We start from the raw sequence: 13,325 nt of genomic DNA, 5'->3' as shown, positions 1-13,325 counted from the left end.
CATCAGATGTGGGGCTCCGCGACCTCGATCACTCGGGTGGTGGGTGCCGCCTCGGCGAAGCTCGCCCGCAGGGACAAGCGGTCGGGGTCGCTCATGAAGGTGTTGTAGCCCGCCCGCGACTCGAAGCGGATCACGTGGACCTCGGAACGCGCGTCGGTGCTGTGGAGGCGTTGCTGCAGCGTGCCCCCGTGGCGCGGCAGCAAGGCGAGAACGGCGTCCTCGTATTGTTTGCCCCGCGCCGGATCGCCGGGCGACATGTCCACCACGGCCACGAGCAGGAGGCCGTCCGCCTCACCGGAATCGATCATCCGCGGAGTATCCCATTTGATCGCTCGGTGAGGCGGCTCTGAGCGGCCGGAGCGCGGCGGCGGTGTCAGTTGAGTTCGGCCCGGGGACGGTGGCGTCGTGGACGGGGCGTTCTTGCGCATCAGTTGAGTTCGGCGGGAACGATGGCGTCGTGGACGGGGGCGTTCTTGCGCATCAGTTGAGTTCGGCGGGAACGGTGACGACGTCGACGAGGGCGTTCTTGCGCAGCAGCGTGATCGGCAGGTCGGCGCCGATCGCCGGGCCCAGCATGAGGCGCTGCAACGCCTGCACGCTCTGCGTCGACTGGCCCCCGGCCGTGATCAGGATGTCGCCCAGATAGATGCCCGCGTTGCCGGCGGGGCTGCCGGGGACGACCTCGACCACGCGCAGGCCGAGCTTCTGGTTGAGGCGTTCGGCGAGGGCCGGCGGCAGCGGGGCGGGTACCCCGGCCACACCCAGCCAGGCCCGGCGGACGCGCCCGTTGGCGACCAGTTCGCCGATGATCGAGCGGGTGGTCGAGTTGATCGGGACGGCGAGGCCGAGGCCGTACCCGGCCACCGCCGTGTTGATCCCGACCACGGTGCCCGTCGAGTCGGCCAGAGCGCCGCCCGAGTTGCCCGGGTTGAGGGCGGCGTCGGTCTGGATGACGCTGTCGATGATGCGTAAGCGGCGGCCGTCGCGGGCCGGCAGCGAGCGGCCCAGCCCCGACACCACGCCCGCCGTGACCGAACCGGCGAGGCCCATCGGGTTGCCCACGGCCACCACCAGCTGGCCGATCTTCAGCTCGTCGGCGTTGCCCAGTGGGGCGGCCGGCGCGCCCGGGTTGTGCACCCGTACGACGGCCAGGTCGGAGAGCGGGTCCGCCCCGACCACGTCGAAGCGGGTTTCGGTGCCGTCGGCGAAGTCGGCTGTTCCGCCGTTCGCCCCGGCCACCACGTGTGCGTTGGTCAGCAGAAAACCGTCGTCGGTGAAGGTGACCGCCGATCCGGCGCCCTGGCCGCGCGCCGTACGCACGGAGAGGGCCGCAACCGACGGGAGCAGTTTGGTGGCGACGCCGGTCACCACACGGCTGTAGGCATCGAGTGCCCCTGAGTCGACACCCGTGTGTTCGGTATCCATGAGTGCTTCAACGCGGCCCTGACCGGCGCCAATCCCCGGTGGCGTCCGCCCACGGCGAACAGCGGCCAAGAGCGTGTGTGCAAAAGGCGCCACACGAACCAGTCACTCAGGGTCGCGCTAATCGCACAGAAAGTCCGACCGGGGGATGGCGCCTCGCGGTTGTATAGCTCGTGACGGACATATGACGACCCGACCGACACCCGATTCGCCGACGGAGGGGTACGGAATGGTCATCGCCCAGCCGATGCCGACGGACATTGTGGATCGCCTCCTGTGGGAGGACGCTCAGCAGATGCTCGGGCGGCACGCCGAGCCGGACCGCGACAACAACTGTGTCTGGTGTGGATGGCGCTGGCCGTGCGCGCCACGCCGGCTCGCCGAACGGGCCGACGCCGCTTCACGCCGGCCGTGGCGGGAGGCGTGGACCGTCCGTCACGACCTGAACAGCATCCGGGACATGCCGACCATGCGAGCCGGCCGTGAGGAGCCCCGCCGCCCGACGAACCGCGGGCCCTTCGACCGGTAAGGCACGACCAGACAACTCCATCGAGCCTCCGACGTCGCCCGTCAGCTTGACCTCCCCCGGCAGGCCATGGCTACCCGGCCCGGGATGACGTCGTCCGGCGGTGAGTCCGCTGCGCCCCGCCAGCGCCGCGATCACCCGCCGCAAGACCCGCCCTGGAATCGAACAGGACCGGCATGCCTCCGCCGGTCCAGCGTCTCCGGCCAGACGCGACCCCGATTCGGGCGGGACGGTTGGCGGGAGCGTGGGGCCACAGGTTCCCCCGTTCCATATCGGTCCCGCGCTCCCGCCCAGCCGAAGCACGACGAGGAGCAGGTCAACGACCAGGCAGTTCCCGCGTGTAACGAAGCTGAGCCACCGGTTCCCCGTTCACCGGCTCGTTCCGCGTCGCGCCGTCGGGCCGCCACCCGCCGGCCTCGTAGAAGGCCCGAGCCCGTACGTTCTCCTCGAGCACCCACAGCACCGCCCGCGACCTGCCGAGCGCCGTGAGGGACTCGAGCGCGTTGATCATCAGCAGCCGCCCCACCCCTGCGCCGATCACCGACGGCAGCACGTGGATCGCGTACAGCTCGACGGCATCCGGCGTCTCCGACGGCCCCACGTACGAGAACCCGACCACCTGATCGGAGTCGTCGACGGCGACCGTCATCCGATGCGTGTCCTTCTCCCAGCGGTACCGTTCGCTCCACCACTCGCCGAAGGCTTCCTCGGTGCGCCGGGCCAGCGTCTGCTCCGGAAGAATGCCCGCGTAGGCCGCGACCCGCGAGCGCTGGTGAACCGCACCCACCGCGACAAGATCAAATTCCGTTGCCGTACGCAGGGAGACCGTCATCAGGCGACCGTAGCCTCCCGCCGCGGCGGCACCGGCACGCGCCCGAGATCCGCCCCGACCACGATGTCGCCGTCGAACGTGCCCCTTGCCTCGTCGAGGAAGCGCGACGCGTCCTGGTAGCGCTGCGAGAAGTGCGTCAGAACCAACGCCCGTACGCCCGCGTCGCGCGCCACCGCTCCGGCCTGCGCCGCCGTCAGATGCCCGACCTGCGCAGCCATCTCGGCGTCCTCGGTCAGGAAGGTCGACTCGATGACCAGCATGTCGACGCCGGCCGCCAGCTCGTGCACGTTGTCGCACAGCCCGGTGTCCATGATGAAGGCGAAGCTCTGCCCGGGCCGTTCGACGCTGACCTGTTCCAGCGTCACATCGCCGATCCGGCCCGCCCGCTGCAACTCGCCGACCAGGGGCCCGGCAATTCCGTGGGCGGCCAGCAGCCCCGGAACCATCCGGCGCCCGCCCGGTTCGTCCAGTCGATACCCGTACGTGGGCAGGGAATGCAGGAGTGGCAGCGCCGTGAGGCGCCCCGCCGAGGTCTCCACCACCGTGCTCGCGCCGGACACGGGCGAAGGGATGATCTCGGCGTTGTCCCAGTAGCTCGTGGCGTGCCGCAGCCGGTCGAAGAACTCCTGGCCGGCCGCCGGGTAGTGCACCGTCACCGGGTGGGGCACCTTGTCGAGCGAGATCCGCTGCAGGATGCCGGGGAGACCGAGGCTGTGATCGCCGTGGAAATGGGTGATGCAGATCCGCTTGATCGGGGTGACCGCGAGCCCGGCCATCAGCATCTGGCGCTGGGTGCCCTCACCCGGGTCGAAGAGGATCACCTCGTCGTCCCAGCGCAGCAGGTAGCCGTTGTGGTTGCGCAGCCGGGTCGGCACCTGGCTCGCCGTGCCGAGCAGAACCAATTCACGCACTGGAGCACCCCCGGCGGAAATGAAGCGACCCCTGGGGACTTCCGCACACGCATGCACGGTCCGGTCGGACAAGGCCGGATCCCCAGGGGTCGGGTGGCTACCTTGAATTCGCCGCACCGCTGCCACACGGTCTCGACGTAGTACTACGAAGCTGTCGAGGACAGCGGCTAGCGGACAGCCACCTCACGAGTCCCGTTGCTATACAACTTCGGACCACCTCCCTTCACGTGTACGGCTACGTTAACTACGCGAAGGCCGAGCCGCCAAGGAATTTTGAATCACTACAGACGCGGGAATACGCGCGGCGACATCTCGGTGCCCTCGACGGCCAGTGCCGCCGGGCCGACGATCAGCGGGTCGGGCCTGCCGACGACGCTCTCGTCCTTGTTGTCGTAGTCGAAGCGGTTGAGCACGTGCCGCATCGCCTCGAGCCGCGCGCGTTTCTTGTCGTTGCTCTTCACCACGGTCCACGGCGCGTCGGCGGTGTCGGTGTAGAAGAACATCGCCTCCTTGGCCTCGGTGTAGTCGCCCCACTTGTCGAGCGACGCGAGGTCGTTGGGGGAGAGCTTCCATTGCCGTACGGGGTCGACCTGGCGAATGGCGAAGCGGGTGCGCTGCTCGCCCTGGGTCACCGAGAACCAGAACTTGACCAGGTTGATGCCGGAGCGTACGAGCATGCGCTCCAGCTCGGGGGCCTGCCGCATGAACTCGAGGTATTCCTGGCGGGTGCAGTAGCCCATCACCCGCTCGACGCCGGCCCGGTTGTACCAGGACCGGTCGAACAGCACGATCTCACCGGCGGCCGGCAGGTGGCTGATGTAGCGCTGGAAATACCACTGCGTGCTTTCCCGCTCGCTCGGTTTCTCCAGCGCCACGACCTTCGAGCCGCGCGGGTTCAGATGCTCCATGAAGCGCTTGATCGTGCCGCCCTTGCCGGCCGCGTCGCGCCCCTCGAAGAGGATCACCAGGCGCTCACCGGTGCTCTTGCACCAGTTCTGCAGCTTCAGCAACTCGATCTGCAGCAGCCGCTTGTGGTGGTCGTACTCCTGCCGGGGCATGCGTTCGTCGTACGGGTAGTCCTCGCGCCACGTGTCGACCGGCGAGCCGTCGGCGTTGAGCAGCACCGGGTCGTCGTCGTCATCGTCCGCGACCCGGTATCCACCCAGTTCGGCGACCGGTCCCGAATACGGCTCGGTCGTGGAATCGGTGTCCTCGACGTGACCGTTCTGCTCTGCCTCCGCCTGCATGCCGGACTACATACCCGCGCCGGGTGACAATCAGGCCAACCACCGGCGAAGTTTCGTCTTGCGCGACTTCTTCACCACCGGGGGCAGTTCCGCGTACGTGTCCCGGCCGACCTGCTCCTGCCGGGCCCACAGGACGCCGAACCAGAAGCTGTCCTCGCCGAGCTCGAGCAGCAGCTCGCGGGCGACCACCGAGTCCTGATGCGCGCCGAGCCCGTCCTGCAGGGTGGTCAGCGCCTTGACCAGCCGCTTGGCGGGCTTGCCGGCCTGCGGCTCGAACACCTCGACGGCGTACCGGGCCCGCTTGTAGGCCTTGCGGGCGTCGTGCAGCTCGTGGTCCTCGCCGTGGGCCAGCGCCTCGTCGAGCAGCCCGTCGGCCTTGGCCAGGCTCTTACGGGCCCGGTTGATCGGGTCCTTCTCGGCGGTGGTCTGCCGGGCCAGCTGGTCGATGCGGTCGAGCAGGGTCAGATAGCGCTCGCTCTCCAGCGCGTCGTCGAGCGCGGCCCGGCCGTCGGCCACCTGCCTGTCCAGGTGCTCGCGGATCCGGGCGGCCACCGGCACGAACTGCGGCCCGGCGTCGTCGAGCCCGGCGAGCAGCTTGGCCTCCTGCACCTGACCGTCGCGTACCTGGCCCAGCAGGTCGGCCAGCCACTTCAGCTCGCCGTTCAGGTCGGCCGCCTCCGGGAAGGAACGCTTGAACGTCTTCAGGGTGCTGCGCAGACGTCGCGTGCCGACGCGCATCTTGTGCACCGCTTCCGGATCACCCTGCCGCACCCCCGGGTCGAACCCGGTGATCGCGTCGCGCTGGTCCCGGACGTACCGGAGAACGGGGTTCTGCGGGGTGGGCGCCGGCGCGGCAGGGGGCGGGTTGCCGAAGGCGCGAGCGACCTTGGAGGGCCCCGACGCGGGCGTGGCGCCGGCCTTGAGCAGCAGCTTCTCGATCGCGGCGAGCAGTTTCGGGCCGCCCTCGACGAGCTCGACCTCGACCTCCTGCCAGCGCTGCTCACGCCCGTCGCGCTCGGCGATCACCTGGTCCTGGGCGATGAGGGCCAGCGTGTTGCCGGCGGCGTCGCGCAACGGCGTCTCGACCCGGTGGGTGCGCAGGCGCGCGACCGGCTTGAGCGGCTCCCGCCTGATGATCGCGCGGACCAGGCCGGTGAGCTGGGCCGGGACCAGCTCACCGTCGAGGGGCATCCGGTGTTCCGTACGACTGCCGCCGTCACCCGGGGTCTTGAGGTGCCAGCCGGCGTCCTCTCCGCCCGTACGGCGCCGCAGCGTCCGCCGGTTCTTCATCAGCGCCAGATCGTCGGTGTCGAAGTACGTGGCGTCGAGCTCGTGGGTCTGCGCGCCGTCGGTGCTGCTGATCCCCGCCCGGCCGGCGAGATCGGGCAGCTGAAACTCGGCGGCCACGTCGTATTTACGCTCTGTCTCGCTGGCGATCTCCATCGGTTAATAGTGCCCGAACGGATGACCCTGACACAGACCAAGTCTTTGGCAGGTTCTGCACAGGGGCGTCACAGGAAGCGCTGTCACCGTGGGAAGCCATCCCGCGATGGAGGTACGCATGGACAAGTCCGAACGCCGCCCGGTTTCGCTGGCCGGCCTCGGTCTGATCAGCGCCGGCGCCGTGCTGGGCCTGGCCCTGGCCAATCCCGCCTCGGCGGCGCCGGCCGACCCGCAGCCCCGCCCGCAGTCCGCGCAGGCCGCGACGGCCGACGAAGAGGGCAGTTAGGCCGCCATCGGCCGGCCGCCCAGGCTGCGCAGATAGAGCGCCCGGGTGTAATTGGCGGCGGCCGCGCCGTAATACATGGTCGCCAGCCCGACGTAGAAACCGTTGTTGGTGATCGCGTTCTTCGCATTCGTCGACGCCGACCAGCGGATCTCCGCGTCCGACTCGCTGATGCCCTTACGGATGCAGCGCAGCCGGTTCATCTCCTTGCCGGTCTTCCACGTCTCGAGGGCCTCCTCGGCCTCCCGCATCGACTCCTCGGCCTGCTCGGTGAGCGACTCCGCGAGGTTCCAGGCCTGGCGCTCGTCGTCGTTGTAAAAGGTCCGCACGTCACACCTCCCGCTGTACCGCTGTCGATCCCCAGTGTGCGGACGATGTCGGGACATGTCGATCTTTTCCACCCCCAGGCATGAAAACCACCCCCGGCGGTTGCCGCGATTGCACGGCCCGAATCGGGACGGTTGCCTAGGACACGTCGAAGAGGCGCAGGCCGTCGTACTCGGCGAAGTCGGCGAAATCCTTGCCGTTGAACGTTGCCAAGGGCAGCCGGTCCACCAGGCAGCAGGCCGCGATCCACGAATCGTTCATGGGACGGGGGCGCCCACGGTGCTGTGCGCGTGCCTGCAGATGACCCCAAGTGGTCGCGACCGCCTCGTCGAACGGCAAGACCACGACGTTGGAGCGCCAATCCGCCAGGTCTGCCAGCTTTCTCGGGCCCCAGCTGCGCAAAACGGTCCACTTGGTCAGTTCGCCAAGAGTGACGAACGTGATGCACAAGGTCTTACCGGCTAGCCGGGCCCTGAGCCGGTCGTGCAACCTGCCGCGCAGGATGGCCGACGCGACGTCGGTGTCCAGGACGACCAGGCTCAAGCGAGCCCCGCCCGCCGAGAGGCATACAGGTCGGTGAGGAACTCGTCCAACTCGTCGTCCGACTGGAACAACTCGGGCCGGGCGAGGTCATCGATGGCGGCGACCGGCTGAACACCCTGGCGACGGGCCAGTTCCGCGGCCGGCACGTGCTCGGCAGCCGGGGGCCACGCGGGCATCGGTTCAGCGTTGCTGGACATCCTTCACCTCCGGTCGGTCGGTCACCGCCATTCTCGCACGTGCGTCAGTTGGTGCGGGCGACCCCGACCGGGCAGGTCATGCCGTTGGGGCCGTGGTTGCAGTAGCCGTACGGGTTCTTGGCGTCGGACAGGTACTGCTGGTGGTAGTCCTCGGCGTAGTAGTACGTGCCGAGCGGCCGGATCTCGGTGGTGATGGGGCCGTGGCCGGCCTTGGTGACCACCGGCTGGAACGCCTCCAAGCTGGCCTCGGCGGTGGCGGCCTGCGCGTCCGTGGTCGTGTAGATCGCGGAGCGGTACTGGGTGCCGACGTCGTTGCCCTGGCGCATGCCCTGGGTCGGGTCGTGGTTCTCCCAGAAGGCCTTCAGCAGGTCCTCGTACTGGATCTTGGTGGGGTCGTAGACGACCTGGACCACCTCGGCGTGGCCGGTCGCGCCGGAGCAGGTCTCCTCGTACGTCGGGTTCCTGGTGAACCCGCCGGCGTAGCCGACCGAGGTCGAGTAGACACCCGGCAGCTGCCAGAAGATCCGCTCGGCGCCCCAGAAACAGCCCATCCCGAACACGGCGACCTCGAGGCCGGCCGGCCACGGGCCCTTCAGCGGGGTGCCGAGAACGGTGTGCTCGGCGGCGACCGGCATCTCCAGGAGCCGGCCGGGCAGGGCCTGGTCGGGGGTAATCAGCTCGAGCTTCTTGTGCCGCAGGAACACGGTCACTCCCTTCATCCGGTGATGTAACACCGGGGACGGCCTGATCCTTACCCGAGTTTCGCGGCGATGCGGCTCGCGTAGTCCCGGGCCTCGTCGTCGCTCGCGTACTTGTGCCGGGGCCAGAAGAAACCGCGCAAACCGTCACCTTTTGTCCGCGGCACCACGTGGAAATGCAGGTGGGCCACCGACTGCGAGACGATGTTGTTGTTCGCCACAAATGTCCCCTGCGCCCCCAAAGCTTCGGGAACCGCCGCCGTGACCCGCTGCACGAGGTTGAAATATCCGGGCAGATCGGTAAGGGGCAATGAAGGCAGGGTCACCACGTGGGCCCGGGGCACGACCAGCACGTGCCCCTTGAACACGGGCCGCACGTCGAGGAACCCCACGCCGTCGGGCGAGTCGATGACCTTGAAGGCGGGCACCGATCCCGCCACGATGTCGCAGAACACGCACGATGCCACCTGGCGAGACTAGCCTTGCGCAACATGACGGCTTACGACTACGGGTTCGACACCCTTGCCATCCACGCCGGCCAGGATCCGGACCCCCGGACCGGCGCGGTCGTGCCACCGATCTATCAGACGAGCACGTACGCCCAGGACGCCGTCGGCGCGCCCCGGCTGGGTTACGAATACAGCCGCTCCGGCAACCCCACCCGCGACGCGCTGCAGGAATGCCTGGCCGCGATCGAGGGCGGCCGCCGTGGCCTGGCCTTCGCGAGCGGTCTGGCCGCCGAGGACACGCTGCTCCGAGCCGTCTGCCGTCCGGGCGACCACGTGGTGATCCCCGGGGACGCGTACGGGGGAACTTATCGCCTTTTCGCCAAGGTGGCCGAGAACTGGGGGCTGTCGTGGACGGCAGTGCCCCTCGACGACCTCGACCAGGTGCGCGCCGCGTTCCGGCCCGGCGTGACGAAGATGATCTGGGCCGAGACGCCGACGAACCCGCTGCTCAACATCGCCGACATCGCGGCGCTGGGCGGGCTGGCCCACGAGTACGACGCGCTGCTGGTGGTGGACAACACGTTCGCCTCGCCCTACCTGCAGCAGCCGCTCGCGCTGGGGGCCGACGTGGTCGTGCACTCGACCACCAAATACCTGGGCGGTCACTCCGATGTGGTCGGCGGGGCCCTGGTCGCGGCGTCCGACGAGCTCGGCGACACGCTGGCCTTCCACCAGAACGCGATGGGCGCGGTCAACGGTCCTTTCGACGCGTGGCTCACCCTGCGGGGCGTCAAGACCTTGGGCGTACGGATGGAAAGGCACTGTGACAACGCCGAGCGCATCGTCTCTTATCTTCGCGAGCACCGGGCCGTGTCCGACGTCCTTTATCCCGGTCTCGATTCGCACCCCGGGCACGAGGTCGCGGCCAAGCAGATGCAGCGATTCGGCGGGATGGTGTCGTTCCGGGCGAACGGGGGCATGGAAAAGGCCGTCGAGATCTGCAACCGGACAAAGCTCTTCGTGCTCGCGGAGTCGCTGGGCGGCATCGAATCGCTGATCGAGCACCCCGGGCAGATGACACACCTGTCCGCTGCGGGCTCCGCGCTTGAAGTCCCCGCCGATCTCGTGCGACTGTCTGTCGGCATCGAAACCGTTGACGATCTGCTCGCGGACCTGGAGCAGGCACTCGGCTGAGCTACGGAGCACGAAATGACGGACGGGACGACCTGGGTCGGCGCCACCGCCAAGCAGATCTCGCGCGCGGTGCGGCGCGGCGACATCACCGCCACCCAGGTCGTCGCCGACCACCTGGAACAGATCGCCATCACCGACCCGTCGCTGGACGCGTTCCGGGTGATCCGGGCCGGCGAGGCGATCACCGAGGCCGAGAAGGTCGACGACCAGGAAGACCTGTCGAACCTGCCGCTCGCGGGCGTGCCGGTGGCGGTGAAGGAGAACACGCCGGTCGCCGGGTTGCCGACCTGGAACGGGTCGGCGGCGGCACGCACCGGCGTGGCGGAGGAGGATCACGAGGTCGTCCGCCGTCTGCGCGGGGCCGGGGCGGTGGTCGTAGGAACGACCCGCATGCCCGAGATGGGGCTGTGGGCGGTCACCGACGCCTCCGACGCGCCGACCCGTAACCCGTGGGACCGCGACCGCACCCCGGGCGGCTCCTCCGGGGGTGCGGCCGCCGCCGTGGCCGCCGGACTGGTGCCGATCGCCCACTGCAACGACGGGCTCGGCTCGATCCGCATCCCGGCCGCCTGCTGCGGGCTGGTCGGCCTCAAACCCGGCCGCGGCGTGGTCCCGCCCGAGCTGGGCCTGACCAACTGGTACGGCCTGGTCGAGCACGGCGTGCTCACGACCACGGTGGCGGACGCGGCGCTGGGCTTCTCGGTGCTGGCCGGCCGCGATCCGATCAAGCTGGTGCAGCCGAGCCGGCTGCGGGTCGGTGTCTCGACCCGGTCACCCCTTCCCGGCGTACGCGCCGACGAGCCCAACATGAGCGCGGTGAGCTCGGCGGCCAAGCTGCTGGTGCAGGCGGGCCACGACACCCGTACGGCCGACCCGAAGTACCCGCCGGCGCTGGGGCTGGGCACCCTGGCCACCTGGTTCGCGTCGGCGTATCGCGAGGCCGAGCACTATCACCTGGCCGACCTGCAGCCGCGCACCCGGCAGCACATCCGCCTGGGCAAGTGGGCGCTGCGCAGCGGCCTGGTCCGGCAGTCGCAGCGCGACGCGTTCCGCGAGGCGTCTATCCAGTTCTTCGCCGACAACTCGATCGACCTGCTGCTCATGCCCGCGCTGGCCTCGGCGCCCCCGCTCGCCGACGGGCACGCGGGCGGGTCGTGGCGGCACAACATGTCGGTGAGCATGAAGTACGCCCCGTTCGCGGGCCCGTGGAACGTCGCGGGCCTGCCGGCGATCGTGGTGCCGGTCGGCCTGCGCCCGGACGGCCTGCCCCTGGCCGTGCAGTTCGTCGGCCCGCCCGACTCCGAGGCGCTGCTGCTGGCCGTGGCCGGGCAGTTCGAGGTTCTCAACCCCTGGCAGCGGCACGCCTTCGTGTAGGGGCAGTATTCAGGCATGCACACCCCCTACCCGCTCGATCTGCTCGGGCTGGCCGACATCCGGGCCGCCCGCGAGCTGCTGGGCGACGTGGTCAAGACGACCCCGCTGATCCCGTCGCGCCCGCTCACCGAGATCACCGGCGCCGAGGCCTGGCTCAAGTGCGAGAACCAGCAGCGCGCCGGCTCCTACAAGGTCCGCGGCGCGTACACGCGGATCGCTCGCCTCTCGCCGGCCGAGCGCGCCCGCGGGGTGGTCGCGGCCAGCGCCGGCAACCACGCGCAGGGGGTCGCGCTGGCCGCCGGGCTGCTGGGCATCCGCGCCACGGTGTTCATGCCCGAGGGCGCGCCGCTGCCCAAGGTCACCGCCACCCGGGGTTACGGAGCGGCCATCGAGTACGCCGGCACCAGCGTCGACGACTCCCTCGAGGCGGCGCAGAGCTTCGCCGAGCAGACCGGGGCCGTGCTGATCCACCCGTTCGACCATCCCGACGTGATCGCCGGCCAGGGCACCGTCGCGCTCGAGATCCTGGAACAGTGCCCCGAGGCCACCACGATCGTCACCGCGGTCGGCGGCGGCGGGCTGATCTCGGGCGTCGCGGTGGCGGCCAAGGCTCTGCGGCCCGGCATCCGGGTCGTGGGGGTGCAGGCGGCGGGCGCGGCGGCGTACCCGCCCTCGCTGGCCGCCGGTGCGCCGGCCAAGCTCGACCGGGCCGTCACGATCGCCGACGGCATCGCCGTGCTGCGCCCCGGCGAGCTGCCCTTCGCCCACGTCAGCAAGCTGGTCGACGAGATCGTCACGGTCACCGACGAGGATCTCTCCGCCGCTCTCCTGGTGCTGCTGGAGCGGCACAAGATGGTGGTCGAGCCGGCCGGGGGAGCGGCCGTGGCGGCGCTGCTGACCGGCGCGTACAGTCCGCCGGCGGACGGCCCGGTGGTGGCGATCCTGTCCGGCGGCAACATCGACCCGATGCTGCTGCTGCGGGTCATCGAGCACGGGCTGGCCTCGGCGGGCCGGTTCCTGCGGCTGGCGGTGCGCTGCACCGACCGGCCCGGCGAGCTGGCCCGGCTGCTGAGCGAGATCGCCGAGCAGCGGGCCAACGTGGTCGACGTGGCGCATTCACGGCAGAGCCCGCGGCTCAGCTTCGGCGAGGCCGAGGTGGCGCTCTCCGTCGAGACCCGCGGGCCTGACCACTCGGCCGCACTGATCAGCACGCTGCGCGACTCGGGCTACCGGGTGTCGTTGCTGGCCGACACCACGCCCTAGATGTGGAAAAGGCCCGCGGGGTGCCGCGGGCCTTCCTGGCCGGGTCAGCCCTCGAACGGGCCGAACTTCACCACGGTCACCTTGATGTCGGCGCCGCTGGGGGCCGTGTAGGTGACGGTCTGGCCCTCGCGCGCGCCGAGGATGGCGGTGCCCAGGGCCGACTCGGGGCTGTAGACCGTGAGGTCGGTGGTGGAGGCGATCTCACGCGACCCGAGCAGGAAGGTCTCGGTGTCGCTCTGGTCGTCGTCGAAGTAGATCGTCACGACCGAGCCGGGAGTGACCTCGTTGGCCGTCTGCGCCTCGCCGACCTCGGCGTTGCGCAGGAACTCCTTCAAGTACAGGATCCGGCCTTCCTGGCGGCTCTGCTCCTCGCGGGCGGCGTGATACCCACCGTTCTCACGAAGGTCGCCCTCCTCGCGACGCGCGTTGATCTCCGCCGCGATGGCGGGGCGACCGGCGATCAGCTCGTCGAGCTCGGCCTGCAGCCGGTCGTAAGCGTCCTGAGATAGCCAGGTCTTGGGCGCTTCTGAACTGGTCACGGTCGATCTCCTTGCTGGAACGGGCACGAGACAAAAAGGAAAATCGCCCAACATCTCTGGCGGGGATGCTGAACGGA

At 69.8% G+C, this 13,325-nt stretch carries 17 protein-coding genes; 5 read left to right on the top strand and 12 right to left on the bottom strand.

Going from position 1 to position 13,325, the window contains the following annotated elements; all coding sequences use genetic code 11:
- Positions 1 to 2: 2 nt before the first annotated feature.
- Together C8E87_RS11405 and C8E87_RS11400 are read right to left on the bottom strand one after the other, a co-directional pair.
- Positions 3 to 308: a DUF1330 domain-containing protein gene (locus C8E87_RS11405; protein ID WP_133873072.1), complete on the bottom strand. Its 306-nt coding sequence runs from the start codon at positions 306 to 308 to the stop codon at positions 3 to 5.
- 172 nt (positions 309 to 480) lie between these two features.
- Positions 481 to 1,425: a S1C family serine protease gene (locus C8E87_RS11400; protein WP_133873071.1), complete on the bottom strand. Its 945-nt coding sequence runs from the start codon at positions 1,423 to 1,425 to the stop codon at positions 481 to 483.
- A gap of 244 nt (positions 1,426 to 1,669) precedes the next feature.
- Between C8E87_RS11400 and C8E87_RS11395 the strand changes: the two genes are divergently transcribed.
- Positions 1,670 to 1,951, top strand: coding sequence for a hypothetical protein (locus C8E87_RS11395; RefSeq protein WP_239079949.1), 282 nt, complete (start codon positions 1,670 to 1,672; stop codon positions 1,949 to 1,951).
- A 313-nt stretch (positions 1,952 to 2,264) separates the two neighbouring features.
- Here the strand turns inward: C8E87_RS11395 and C8E87_RS11390 are convergent, their stop codons facing one another.
- From C8E87_RS11390 to C8E87_RS11375, 4 genes are all read right to left on the bottom strand, one after another.
- Positions 2,265 to 2,780, bottom strand: coding sequence for a GNAT family N-acetyltransferase (locus C8E87_RS11390; protein WP_133873069.1), 516 nt, complete (start codon positions 2,778 to 2,780; stop codon positions 2,265 to 2,267).
- Positions 2,780 to 3,691 (bottom strand): ribonuclease Z, encoded by a 912-nt coding sequence (locus tag C8E87_RS11385; RefSeq protein ID WP_133873068.1) that lies wholly within the window; start codon positions 3,689 to 3,691, stop codon positions 2,780 to 2,782. Before C8E87_RS11385 ends, C8E87_RS11390 begins: the two co-directional genes overlap by 1 nt.
- Before the next feature lie 281 nt (positions 3,692 to 3,972).
- Positions 3,973 to 4,938, bottom strand: a complete 966-nt coding sequence (gene ppk2 / locus C8E87_RS11380; protein ID WP_133873067.1) for a polyphosphate kinase 2 — start codon at positions 4,936 to 4,938, stop codon at positions 3,973 to 3,975.
- Positions 4,939 to 4,968: 30 nt separating this feature from the next.
- Positions 4,969 to 6,381, bottom strand: a complete 1,413-nt coding sequence (locus C8E87_RS11375) for a CYTH and CHAD domain-containing protein (RefSeq protein WP_133873066.1) — start codon at positions 6,379 to 6,381, stop codon at positions 4,969 to 4,971.
- A 118-nt stretch (positions 6,382 to 6,499) separates the two neighbouring features.
- On the opposite strand from C8E87_RS11375, the gene C8E87_RS43650 reads away from it, so the two are divergent.
- A complete protein-coding gene (locus C8E87_RS43650; RefSeq protein ID WP_166661150.1) occupies positions 6,500 to 6,667 on the top strand; it encodes a hypothetical protein in 168 nt (55 codons plus the stop codon).
- Here the strand turns inward: C8E87_RS43650 and C8E87_RS11370 are convergent.
- The 5 genes from C8E87_RS11370 to C8E87_RS11350 form a co-directional block, all read right to left on the bottom strand.
- Positions 6,664 to 6,993 (bottom strand): hypothetical protein, encoded by a 330-nt coding sequence (locus C8E87_RS11370; protein ID WP_133873065.1) that lies wholly within the window; start codon positions 6,991 to 6,993, stop codon positions 6,664 to 6,666. The genes C8E87_RS43650 and C8E87_RS11370 overlap by 4 nt on opposite strands.
- Before the next feature lie 136 nt (positions 6,994 to 7,129).
- Complete coding sequence (locus tag C8E87_RS11365; protein ID WP_133873064.1) at positions 7,130 to 7,534, bottom strand: type II toxin-antitoxin system VapC family toxin; 405 nt, start codon at positions 7,532 to 7,534, stop codon at positions 7,130 to 7,132.
- Positions 7,531 to 7,731, bottom strand: coding sequence for a hypothetical protein (locus C8E87_RS11360; protein ID WP_133873063.1), 201 nt, complete (start codon positions 7,729 to 7,731; stop codon positions 7,531 to 7,533). The genes C8E87_RS11365 and C8E87_RS11360 overlap by 4 nt, the downstream gene beginning before the upstream one ends.
- Before the next feature lie 44 nt (positions 7,732 to 7,775).
- The gene (msrA, locus tag C8E87_RS11355; protein ID WP_133876765.1) at positions 7,776 to 8,435 is read right to left on the bottom strand and encodes a peptide-methionine (S)-S-oxide reductase MsrA; all 660 of its coding nucleotides are present in this window, start codon (positions 8,433 to 8,435) and stop codon (positions 7,776 to 7,778) included.
- 47 nt (positions 8,436 to 8,482) lie between these two features.
- Positions 8,483 to 8,896 (bottom strand): HIT family protein, encoded by a 414-nt coding sequence (locus C8E87_RS11350; protein ID WP_133873062.1) that lies wholly within the window; start codon positions 8,894 to 8,896, stop codon positions 8,483 to 8,485.
- A 24-nt stretch (positions 8,897 to 8,920) separates the two neighbouring features.
- Here C8E87_RS11350 and C8E87_RS11345 point away from each other — a divergent pair, with 24 nt between their 5' ends.
- The 3 genes from C8E87_RS11345 to ilvA are packed head-to-tail and all read left to right on the top strand — an operon-like array spanning position 8,921 to position 12,709.
- Positions 8,921 to 10,072, top strand: a complete 1,152-nt coding sequence (locus C8E87_RS11345; RefSeq protein ID WP_133873061.1) for a cystathionine gamma-synthase — start codon at positions 8,921 to 8,923, stop codon at positions 10,070 to 10,072.
- Between the two features lie 15 nt (positions 10,073 to 10,087).
- Positions 10,088 to 11,446: an amidase gene (locus tag C8E87_RS11340; protein ID WP_133873060.1), complete on the top strand. Its 1,359-nt coding sequence runs from the start codon at positions 10,088 to 10,090 to the stop codon at positions 11,444 to 11,446.
- 15 nt (positions 11,447 to 11,461) lie between these two features.
- Entirely contained in the window at positions 11,462 to 12,709 is a 1,248-nt protein-coding gene (ilvA, locus tag C8E87_RS11335; RefSeq protein ID WP_133873059.1) for a threonine ammonia-lyase, read from the top strand.
- 44 nt (positions 12,710 to 12,753) lie between these two features.
- On the opposite strand, the gene greA is transcribed toward ilvA, so the two are convergent.
- Positions 12,754 to 13,302: a transcription elongation factor GreA gene (greA, locus tag C8E87_RS11330; RefSeq protein ID WP_438866045.1), complete on the bottom strand. Its 549-nt coding sequence runs from the start codon at positions 13,300 to 13,302 to the stop codon at positions 12,754 to 12,756.
- Positions 13,303 to 13,325: the final 23 nt, after the last annotated feature.

The sequence above is a fragment of the Paractinoplanes brasiliensis genome, assembly GCF_004362215.1.
GTDB classification, from domain to species: domain Bacteria; phylum Actinomycetota; class Actinomycetes; order Mycobacteriales; family Micromonosporaceae; genus Actinoplanes; species Actinoplanes brasiliensis.
This window is presented reverse-complemented; position numbering and strand designations above follow the sequence as displayed.